Origin of the sequence: Rhodococcus sp. NPDC003318, assembly GCF_042879035.1 — a bacterium.
Lineage (GTDB): Bacteria > Actinomycetota > Actinomycetes > Mycobacteriales > Mycobacteriaceae > Rhodococcus_G.
The window spans coordinates 1-9322 of the sequence record NZ_JBIAOU010000040.1; the positions used below are offsets into that span (position 1 = coordinate 1).

The window sequence follows — 9322 nt, forward strand, 5'->3', positions numbered from 1 at the left end:
CCGTCGTACGCAAACTCCAACGCGCACTGGCCTATTGGATCGGGACCTGCCCGACCTGCCACCACACCTTCCCCACCTAACAAAGTCCTACTAGGCCGTGTTTCATAAGCCCGGTGTGCGGAGCCACTGATTGATCGCGGCGATGCACACGGTGGCGGTGTAACGGACGGCGAGTTTGTCGTATCCCCGCCGCGTTGCCAACGCCGGAACAGTCCGTAGACGGTCTGCCACGGCCCGTACCGGGCGGGGACGTCCCGCCACGGCGATCACGTTCGGATCCGCCAACGGATTCCGTTAATGAGCTGGCGTTTCATCCACTTCGGCGGTCGGCCCGCCTTCCTTCCACGAGGCAGCAGCGGACCCAGAACCGACCATTGCGCGTCGGTCAGATCCGCCCGCCCCGACACCGCTACGCTGGGCACGAGGTCTCCCGTACTTCAGGTTTTGCTTGGTCACTGAACCCTTTACCGGAGACCTCGCCTATTCAGTTGTCACGACACGCCGGCCTGCATGAGCTCCCACGGCGAAACCACTTCTGAAACACGGCCTAAGACCGGCCAAGTTCCTCCTGGGTCGCCCGCAGCCACCTTCCCAGGTACGGATCCCGAGCAAGCCCCGAGTGGTGTTCGAGATGGCATACGAACCATTCGGCGAGTCCGTCCCATCCCGTCGAAGCACCGGCTGGGAGAAGTCGCCACCCAGCTCATCGAGCGTCCAATGGGCCTTTGCAGAGTTCCGCAACATGGATGTGGTGACCCAGTTCGACTCGTCGTCCGCTCCGCCGCGGGTGACAGGGACGATGTGATCGATGGTCGGGAAGAGTTCCCAGTACGCGAAGTGGGTCTGGGACATGCTTCAGTTCGGGTGTGCCGGGAACTCGTCGGGGATGACTCTCGACAGGGTCCGCAGCGCACCCGGATGCGCCAGCTTGTGTCCCGAGTATCGGTCAAGGAAGCCGTCGCGGTAGAACACGCGCGGACACTGGCGTTCGGTGTATCTGCGTGTCATTCTCGGCTCGACCACGAACGGGTACTCGTTGCGCAGGATCGTCTTTCCGCGACCGATCTCGCCTCCGCCGAGTGCGGCACACACCCGGGCCAGAATGTCGGCCTTCTCGGCGGCCACTGTGTTCTCACCGCTCTGCATCGGGCCTCCATTCGACGGTGCGCTCCTGACGATTCTCAGCAAACCGACAGGGGTTCCCCGACTTCTCCGCAAACATCCCCATTCGAGCCGCCACGGCCGGGATGGCCGGTTCGGTCTGAGCGGGACACCGGATAACGAATGCGAACTTCCTGAAAAATATTCCCGCTAAGCGCGATACGTCCCACGTAGGCGTGTATGGATCGGCTGTTGTGGCGCAACAAGAATGACCTCCGGGACGTTCGGAAGCCATTCTTTGCATTTCAGTTTTCGGTACCGATTCCTTCTGTCAGCTGATCCCGATCCCTCCGCCGATGCCGAACATGACGCTCAGCCACTTGAGGAACGCCTGGAATGCCAGGTTGAAGTCGACTCCGACCGAGCCGCCGTCGCTACCCATCATGTGATTTCACCTCGTGGATTCCGGGAGATTTCCCCGACCTGCCCTGAATATCGCCGAGAGATGCTCGGGTGTTTCTCCTGGCCGACCATCTCGACCGGGGGGCGGATCCGGGATCCGGCACGGGTATACGGCCGCCGCACGACTGGACACTCGTCCGCTGCCGACCGATCGACCGACGGGGCGACACTGCGCACGCCCCAACCCCGCTGACCGCACCGGTGCAGGACGGTCGGTTCGGCATTGATGGTCGCTACCGCCCCCGAGTAACGTCGCATTCAGCGGCCCGGTCGGCCGCGAAACATTGATGCGTGGTCGTCCGCTTCGCGTTCCCCCAAGCGCGAATCGAAGGAGTGCGGTCATGATCGCATCAGTGGCATCCAACCTGTCCGGTTCGGAGTCTGCAGGCCGGGGCACACATAGTCGACGGACACCGGCGCGACGCCTGAGGGCCGGCATGTTCACCTTCGGAGCCGCCGCCGCCGCAATCGTCCTGATGGCTCCCCCCGCGGCGGCTGCGGACATCAACACCACGACGACAGCCTCGGTCCAGGGCATGGTCGCGACCACCTGCCCGGTCACCCTGACCGCAACAGTTGCGCCCGCATTCACCGGCGGCACGGTGACATTCAAGGAAGGCAGTACCGCGATCGGCGCCGCGGCGGCCGTGACGAACGGAACCGCCAGTGTCCAGCACACCTTCAGCACGACAGGCGCGCACGTCATCATCGCAACCTTCGGCGGAGCAACGATCGGCGCGAACAACTTCAAACCCTCCACGTCCGCAGCACTGACCCTCAACGTCGCGACAGGACTGAATCTCGGCTCGGTGTGCCTCCCAATCGGCTCAAGCTGAGTCGGGTCATCACCTGCCGGCAACGGGGCTCGTAGATCACACATTCTCGGATGCACAATCACGGAGGTGCCGCGGTCGGCGGACCCGCCGCCCAGCAGTCGAGGAGGCTGAGGCGGGCGACGTCATCGGACCACTCGTCGCTCGGTATGGTGTGCCCGCCATCGCGACGTGTGATCGCTGCACGTCAGGCGGCTGTGTGGTGGTGTGCGGCGACGGTTGCGCATCCGGGGCACCGTGTCGGTGTGGTGATCCAGCCGTTGGTGCGGGCGAATGTTTCTGCGGTGGTGCGGTTTCCGGCTACGCGGATATGGTGGTCACAATGGTCGCAGCGGATGGTCCACCGGTGTGTGTTGCCGGGGTCAGTGTGCGGCATGGCGTCCGCCTCGGTGCATCACGTCGAGCCACCATGTGTGCAGGGGACTGGGGTCGGGCCAGATGATCGCCTCTTCCTCGCGCGGTGTGGGGGAACGGTGGGCGTCGGGGTCGAGGCGATGGCGGTGGTGTGTGTCGAAGGTGGGGTGGGTGCCGTGTGCGTCGAGCACCGCGTGTACCTCCTGTCGTCCGGTACGCGCTCCGCCGCTGGCGGGCGCGGTCATGGTGTCGAACCGAATCCGACATCGATCGCCCGGGTGTTTTTCGCCGGGTCGGTGATGTCGGCTGGGTCGGGTTCACGGGGGCCGGATCATCACACCGGCGAGCAGGATGCAGGCCACGGTGCCGAGGGCGACAAGTGCAGCGGCGAGCAGCGAACCCACAGTCGCGGCGGCGAGGACGCCGACCGGGACGGTGGAGACGAGAGCGACGGTGGGTACGAAGTACGGTCGCAGCTCACCGTCCGCGTCGCTCGTCGGCGACACCGGCGGGTAGTTTTCGGGAGTCATCGGATTCACCCCGGTGCAGGCGAGATTGACGACTGTGGTGTGTGGCATGCGAGATTTCCGGTCGTGGAGGGTGCGACAACCCGGAACGGGGCGAGTTGCACAGGGCAGGGGTCGCCTCGAGCGCGCGCAGCGGCGCCTGTCGGCCGGCGGTGCCCGAGCGCGGCGGCCGCTGTTGCCGGTCCCTACCCGCTGGGCTGCCCGCTGCCCGCGACCGAGTCCCGACCGCGGCCATAGTGGTTGGGGTACAGGGGGTGTGGTGTCCGTCCTGATCCGCGGACACCGCCGGCTGGCGATCACGGCCGCCGGCATCTCGGCAAAGATGTCCTCGACCGTCGTGATCAGCCACGCCTCGTCGAGGTCGAACCGGGACGCCGAAGCGGCCGCGGCCGGGGCCGGGGCCCCGACGAGTACGCCGATGCTGCTCATGGTGTTGACCTCCCGTCACGCACACGGGCGAGGTGTCCGCACGTTCAGGCGGTGATCGCCTCGTGATGATGGCCGTTGCCGGTGTTGATCTCGATCCTGCGTGGCTTGGCTCGTTCGGCGACCGGGATGGTCAGTCGCAGCACCCCGTCGGTATACGTTGCCGCGATCCGTCCGGTGTCGAGGTTGTCGCCGAGGAACAGTTGCCGACTGAACACCCCGCGCGGGCGTTCGGCCGCGATCATTTCGACGCCGTCGTCGCGTGACGGTCGTTCGGCGTGCACGGTCACGGTGTTGTGTTCGACGTCGAGGCTCAGCGAGTCGGCCCGGACGCCCGGCAGGTCGAACTCGACGACGAAGTCGTCGCCCTCACGCCAGGCGTCCATCGGCATGGCAGCCGGTCGTGCCACGGTGCCGAGAACCTGTTGGGTCCAGCGATCGAGGTCGCGGAACGGGTCGGTGCGCATCAACATTGTTTCCACCTCCAGGAACCCTTCTTCGTGGTTCGCTCTTCTGTTGACACCTGCCGGCGCAAGCACATTATCTGTGTTGCCGACATAGATTTCTTATATCACCGATGCTAGGCTGAGGCAACAGTCCGAACAGGAGCGAGGGAAGTCGAATGGCAGAGCGCCCGACCGAGAGCGCGCCGACCGAGCGATCGCGGCGCGGCGTGTACGGCATTTCGGTGGCCTCGGAACTCTCCGGCGTCGGCCAACAGGCGCTCCGGCTGTACGAGAGCAAGGGCCTGCTCACCCCGGCGCGCACCGAGGGCGGCACCCGCCGCTACAGCGAGGACGACATCGTCAGGTTGCGGCAGATCACCGAGCTGCTCGCCGAGGGTGTCAACCTCGCAGCGGTGGATCGGATCCTGACCCTGGAGAGCCGCAACACCGACCTGCAGTCCGGGGCCGGACTGCTCGAGTCCGCGAACGCGCAGCTCACCTCCGACAACGCCAGACTCCGGTCGGACAACGACCGACTGAGAACCGACAACGCTCAACTCGCGTCGGACAACAACCAACTTCGACAGGAAAGGGACAGCGCTCATGACGAACACCGACCGGACCGTCGATGAGGTCGGCGAAGCGGACCTGCTCGACCAACAACGCGACGCCGACGACGTCGACGACCCCGGCCTCGACGCGCTCGCACCCCAGGTGACAGCGGGCTGGGACGCCTCCGAAGCGGACCGACTCGACCAGGTCCTCACGGCGCCACTCGACGACGAGCGGCGCACCTGAACCGGACGGCAGTGCCGGCGGGTGATGGCGCTCATTGATCCTGCTCAGTCCTGCTCACCGAAAGTGCTCACCCGTGTGGCTCCGCCGATGAGGGCGGGTCTCCTTCGATGCTGGTGGTCTCTCACCACGCACCAGCACCCCGAAGGAGACCCGCTTTCTCATGCTCACATGGGAGGACGACTTGGAGATACACGCACTGCACAAACGAGGCTGGACGATCTCGGCGATCGCCCGCCACACCGGCCGCAACCGCCGCACGATCCGCAACTACCTGAACGGAATCACCACCCCCGGCGTGCGTAAACCCGCACGTCAGGACCCGTTCGAACCGTTCGTCGACTACGTCACCGCCCGCCTGACCGAGGACCCGCACCTGTGGGCCCGAACCTTGTGCGACGAACTCGAGAACCTCGGCTACACCGCGTCCTATCAAACGCTGACCCGCCAGATCCGGCAACGGAAACTGCGGCCGGTGTGCCAATCGTGCGCGTGCGCGACGGACCGCCCCAACGCGGTGATCGACCACCCGCCCGGCGAGGAAACCCAATGGGACTGGGTCGAACTTCCGAACCCACCGGCCGGATGGGGCTGGGGCAAGACCGCGCACCTGCTGGTCGGGTCTCTCGCTCATTCCGGGCGGTGGCGCGGGGTGCTGGCCCCGGCGATGACCCAGCCGCATCTGATCGACGGACTCGACCGCATCGCCCGAAAGCTCGGTGGTCTGACGCGCAGCTGGCGGTTCGATCGCATGGCCACGGTCTGCCACCCGGACTCGGGGAAGGTCACCGCCACCTTCGCCGGTGTCGCCAAGCATTACGGTGTCGCGGTCGCGATCTGCCCACCCCGCTCCGGGAACCGAAAAGGTGTCGTGGAGAAGGCCAATCACACTGCCGCGCAAAGGTGGTGGAGAACCCTGCCCGATGATCTGACCGTCGAGCAGGCGCAGGCGAGCCTCGACGAGTTCTGCCGACTGCGCGGGGACACCCGTCTGCGACCGACCGCCGATGGCCGCTCGTCGGTCGCCACGATCGCCGCTGCCGAACCATTGACCGCGCCGCCGACGCCGTATCCGGTGACCGTCACCGAGACCCGCACCGCCTCGCGGCAGGCGTTGGTCGCCTACCGCGGCAACCGCTACTCGGTGCCACCGGAACTCGCGGCAGCACAGGTCACCGTCGCCCGGGTCCTCGGCGGCGAGGTGATCGACATCGTCGCCGCCTCGCAGATCATTGTTGCCCGGCACCGTCTGGCACCCGACGGGGCTGGGGCGACCGTCCGCGACCACGGGCACGTCGTGGCCCTCGAACAGGCGGCGATGGCCACCGCCTCCGCCGGCGGGCGCCCACACCGCCGCAAGGAACGCATCCCACCCGGACCCACCGCGGTTGCCGCGGCGCACGCATTGCGCCACAACACCATCGGCACACCTTCGGCTGCCGAATCATCAACTCCGGCAGCCACATCAACCGTCACCGACCTGGCGGTCTACGAGCGCGCCGCCCGAGGAAGGAACACCCTCGCATGACCATCACACCCGCATCCGCACCTGCTACTGCCGACACGATCCCGGCGCCGGACACCACCGCGGCGGCAAGCCTCTACCAACGCCTCCGCGGCCATCTGGCGACCCTGAAGCTGCACGACGCCGCCGAAGCGTTTCCGGCGGTCCTCGACCGCGCACGGAAGGACGGGCTGTCGATGACCGCCACGCTCGAGGAGTTGTTGTCGATCGAGGTCGACGCCACCGAAGCCCGCCGCCTCGCCGGCCGGTTGCGGTTCGCGTGCCTACCGACCCCGGCCTCACTCGACGACTTCGACTTCGACTCCGCACCCGGCATCGACCGCAACCTGATCGCCGAACTCGGCACCTGCCGCTACCTCGAGACCGCGACGAACGTGCTGCTCATCGGGCCGCCCGGCGTAGGGAAGACGCACCTGTCGGTCGGGCTCGCCCGCGCAGCGGCGCACGCCGGGTACCGCACCTACTTCACCACCGCCGCCGACCTCGCCGCCCGATGCCACCGGGCCGCGATCGAAGGCCGGTGGGCCACGACGATGCGCTTCTACGCCGGACCCACCCTGCTGGTGATCGACGAACTCGGCTACCTCCCCCTGCCAGGAGAGGCCGCATCGGCTTTGTTTCAGGTTGTGGCGCAACGATATTTGAAGACATCGATCGTGATCACCACCAACCGAGGGGTGGGTGAGTGGGGTGAGGTCCTCGGCGACACCACCGTCGCGGCCGCGATGCTCGACCGGCTCCTGCACCGCTCCGTCGTCCTGAACCTGGACGGTGACTCGTACCGGCTGCGTGACTACCACGCCCGCGCCGAGAAGCTCCGCAAAACCGTCACCGGGACCCGGCAACCGCTACAGTGAACCCCGCCCACGAATGAGCACTTTTGTTGAGCACATGTGAGCGCTTTCGCTGAGCCTCATCAACCTTGCGGAACATGAACAAGGGATACCTGCCCGACGACCTCCAGGTGGGTGAACGCGGCGTGGACCAGTGCTCGCCCAGAGTAGCCAAAGGCCCACACAGTGGACGTCGTACAGCGCATCGGTCGGCGACGTCACGGCTATAAGCAGATGGTGACGAGTTCGTGCATCAGATGATGAAGGTGATGGTCGCTACAGCCGATAAGCGACGTTTACGACACCCGCCCTTTCCCGGCCGGAGTCGAGCCGCCCGCACCCGAGTAGGGAGCACGTGCTGGTCCACACCTGCGACGGCGTCGGGTGGGACGCCCCGCCGCGCCACCCGACCGACAGCGCACCCGATCGGCCGGCGCCGGTGACCGCCGGGGGCTGGGGCGTCGTCGTGGCTGGTGGCACCTCGAGACCGCACCGGGCCGACCTTTGCTGCTCCACCCCGAATCACGTACAATTTGTTGTACTTACATGAGAGGGGTGGGCCATGAAGACGATGACGTATTCGGAGTCGCGGGCGAGGTATGCCGAGACCTTGAACGCCGTCACCGACGACCGCGAGGAAGTGGTGATCACCCGGGCCGGGCACGAACCTGTGGTGATGGTGGCGCTCGACGACTACGAGTCGTTGAAGGAGACGGCGTACCTGCTCAGGAGCCCGGAGAACGCCCGCCGGTTGCTGGCCTCGATCGATCGGCTCGAGCGCGGCGCCGGGACCACCCGCGACCTGCTCGAATGAAGCTGGTATGGGACGAGAGCGCATGGGAGGACTACCTCTGGTGGCAGACCCAGGATCGCAAGGTCCTCAAGCGGATCAACACGCTGATCAAGGATGTCGAACGGGGCGGCAACGAGGGGATCGGCAAGCCCGAACCCCTCAAGCACGGCTTCCACGGCTACTGGTCGCGTCGGATCACCGACGAACACCGACTCGTGTACAAGATCGGCGAGGACGAGATCCGAATCGCAGCCTGCCGGTACCACTACGGGAGCTGACATCGCCCGCTGGCCAAATAGCTCACGGCACAAGCGAATCGAGGGTGGACCGCGGGCAGAGGGTTGGTTTCGGCCGAGGCAGAAACCTACCACCTCTGGCGCGGACCTTGTCCGATATCCCTGATCCGCAAGCCGTCGGCGTGCGCGTCCACGGCTGCGTTCGTCCGACGGGTCCGGCACTCGGTCGCGTTTCGGCGCGAGGGCTCCGATCCCGGCGCCACCACCACACAGGGAACACGCAAACACGTCACAGTCTCGAAATACGTTGCTGCACAACCACTTCCGTCCAGCCGATAAGTTATATTATCGACATTTCGACTGTTGAGAGCGATTGAATGTTGACGCTGTCGAGATCGATCTGGACTGCGGCTCGGCGATACGACTCGGCCCGCATCTCGGCGTAGAGGGCAGCATCCTCGTTGCCGGCCGCGCGTGCCTGCTCCGCTTCGGCTCGATACTCCTGAGTTCTCTTCTCGGCGTATGTCATACCGCCCCGATTCTGCGGAGATCCATCTCGCGAAGTTGTCTCTTCTCGCGCTTAGAGCATGTCTGACAAACATGTTCTTGCAATCCCTCAGCGATCGTTGAGTTCTTCTACGGCAGAGGGATGATCGCGTTGACAAGCTCCGACGGGTCCGGACGCACCAGATGCGTGGTCGCCGGTTCGAGTCCGATCTCGGGCCATTCGGCGATCAGCGGCAGGTTGCGGGTGTTTGGTAACCCGGTTACTTCGTACAGGTATTCGCGCTGGTACAGCTCCTCGGTGGGGACTGCTGCACGGATAGGTGACATCTGATCTGTGGTGCCGGCAGGCACTGCTGGAAGGATGTACCCGTGCCGAAGCCGTATCCCAAGGAGTTCCGTGACGACGTCGTCCGCGTGGCTCGCAACCGCGAGCCGGGCCAGCAGCTGAAGCAGATCGCCGCTGACTTCGGGATCAGCGAGTCCT

General features: G+C 65.7%; 13 protein-coding genes and 1 pseudogene. 7 read left to right on the top strand and 7 right to left on the bottom strand.

What is annotated here, in order from left to right:
* The 3 genes and pseudogenes from ACFYVR_RS26685 to ACFYVR_RS26695 all read right to left on the bottom strand — a co-directional run.
* Window positions 1–422, bottom strand: a pseudogene (locus ACFYVR_RS26685) (transposase); the annotation flags it as partial.
* A 58-nt stretch (window positions 423–480) separates the two neighbouring features.
* Window positions 481–852, bottom strand: coding sequence for an HNH endonuclease (locus ACFYVR_RS26690; RefSeq protein WP_387479325.1), 372 nt, complete (start codon window positions 850–852; stop codon window positions 481–483).
* A gap of 3 nt (window positions 853–855) precedes the next feature.
* Window positions 856–1146: a hypothetical protein gene (locus tag ACFYVR_RS26695; RefSeq protein WP_387479328.1), complete on the bottom strand. Its 291-nt coding sequence runs from the start codon at window positions 1144–1146 to the stop codon at window positions 856–858.
* Window positions 1147–1916: 770 nt separating this feature from the next.
* Between ACFYVR_RS26695 and ACFYVR_RS26700 the strand changes: the two genes are divergently transcribed.
* A complete protein-coding gene (locus ACFYVR_RS26700; protein WP_387479331.1) occupies window positions 1917–2399 on the top strand; it encodes an Ig-like domain-containing protein in 483 nt (160 codons plus the stop codon).
* Between the two features lie 359 nt (window positions 2400–2758).
* Here ACFYVR_RS26700 and ACFYVR_RS26705 read toward each other — a convergent pair whose 3' ends face one another.
* From ACFYVR_RS26705 to ACFYVR_RS26715, 3 genes are all read right to left on the bottom strand, one after another.
* Complete coding sequence (locus ACFYVR_RS26705) at window positions 2759–2995, bottom strand: hypothetical protein (RefSeq protein ID WP_387479334.1); 237 nt, start codon at window positions 2993–2995, stop codon at window positions 2759–2761.
* Between the two features lie 72 nt (window positions 2996–3067).
* Window positions 3068–3328, bottom strand: coding sequence for a hypothetical protein (locus ACFYVR_RS26710; protein WP_387479337.1), 261 nt, complete (start codon window positions 3326–3328; stop codon window positions 3068–3070).
* A 422-nt stretch (window positions 3329–3750) separates the two neighbouring features.
* Window positions 3751–4176 (bottom strand): Hsp20/alpha crystallin family protein, encoded by a 426-nt coding sequence (locus tag ACFYVR_RS26715; protein WP_387479340.1) that lies wholly within the window; start codon window positions 4174–4176, stop codon window positions 3751–3753.
* A 149-nt stretch (window positions 4177–4325) separates the two neighbouring features.
* Between ACFYVR_RS26715 and ACFYVR_RS26720 the strand changes: the two genes are divergently transcribed.
* The 6 genes from ACFYVR_RS26720 (at window position 4326) to ACFYVR_RS26745 (ending at window position 8373) form a co-directional block, all read left to right on the top strand.
* A complete protein-coding gene (locus ACFYVR_RS26720) occupies window positions 4326–4781 on the top strand; it encodes a MerR family transcriptional regulator (RefSeq protein WP_387479343.1) in 456 nt (151 codons plus the stop codon).
* A complete protein-coding gene (locus ACFYVR_RS26725) occupies window positions 4753–4947 on the top strand; it encodes a hypothetical protein (protein ID WP_387479346.1) in 195 nt (64 codons plus the stop codon). The genes ACFYVR_RS26720 and ACFYVR_RS26725 overlap by 29 nt, the downstream gene beginning before the upstream one ends.
* 160 nt (window positions 4948–5107) lie before the next feature.
* Entirely contained in the window at window positions 5108–6472 is a 1365-nt protein-coding gene (locus ACFYVR_RS26730; RefSeq protein ID WP_387479349.1) for a transposase, read from the top strand.
* Window positions 6469–7326 carry an IS21-like element helper ATPase IstB gene (istB, locus tag ACFYVR_RS26735; RefSeq protein ID WP_387479352.1) on the top strand — a complete coding sequence of 286 codons (858 nt, stop codon included), beginning with the start codon at window positions 6469–6471 and terminating at the stop codon, window positions 7324–7326. The genes ACFYVR_RS26730 and istB overlap by 4 nt, the downstream gene beginning before the upstream one ends.
* Window positions 7327–7864: 538 nt before the next feature.
* Window positions 7865–8116, top strand: a complete 252-nt coding sequence (locus tag ACFYVR_RS26740) for a type II toxin-antitoxin system Phd/YefM family antitoxin (protein WP_255163141.1) — start codon at window positions 7865–7867, stop codon at window positions 8114–8116.
* Entirely contained in the window at window positions 8113–8373 is a 261-nt protein-coding gene (locus ACFYVR_RS26745; protein ID WP_255163143.1) for a Txe/YoeB family addiction module toxin, read from the top strand. Before ACFYVR_RS26740 ends, ACFYVR_RS26745 begins: the two co-directional genes overlap by 4 nt.
* A gap of 594 nt (window positions 8374–8967) precedes the next feature.
* On the opposite strand, the gene ACFYVR_RS26750 is transcribed toward ACFYVR_RS26745, so the two are convergent.
* Window positions 8968–9189, bottom strand: coding sequence for a hypothetical protein (locus tag ACFYVR_RS26750; RefSeq protein WP_387479356.1), 222 nt, complete (start codon window positions 9187–9189; stop codon window positions 8968–8970).
* Window positions 9190–9322: the final 133 nt, after the last annotated feature.